Origin of the sequence: Mesorhizobium sp. M1A.T.Ca.IN.004.03.1.1 (assembly GCF_003997555.1) — a bacterium.
Lineage (GTDB): Bacteria > Pseudomonadota > Alphaproteobacteria > Rhizobiales > Rhizobiaceae > Mesorhizobium.
In genome coordinates, this window is sequence record NZ_RZTV01000581.1 from 1 (window position 1) to 258 (window position 258).

The window sequence follows — 258 nt, forward strand, 5'->3', positions numbered from 1 at the left end:
GCCGATCCTGGCGCTACGTGAGGGCAGCGTCGAGCGCACCGGTCTCGTGCTGGCGACCAGGGGCGGCGCAGTAAAGCGCATCGCGCCTGCAGGCGAGAACGCTGCGACCGCACTCGACCTTGCATTCGAGTCCAGCCTTGCCGCCGCCAAGCCCCTGGCGGTGACGCCTGCGGATCGGATTCAGCCCGTCGAGATCGGCGGCACGATGCAGAGTTACTCCTGGACGCTCAACGACAGGACATGGGGCAACCATCAACC

At 67.1% G+C, this 258-nt stretch carries 1 pseudogene; it reads left to right on the forward strand.

Annotation, left to right across the window (positions count from 1 at the left end):
• A pseudogene (locus EOD29_RS36340) lies at nucleotides 1–258 on the forward strand (copper oxidase); the annotation flags it as partial.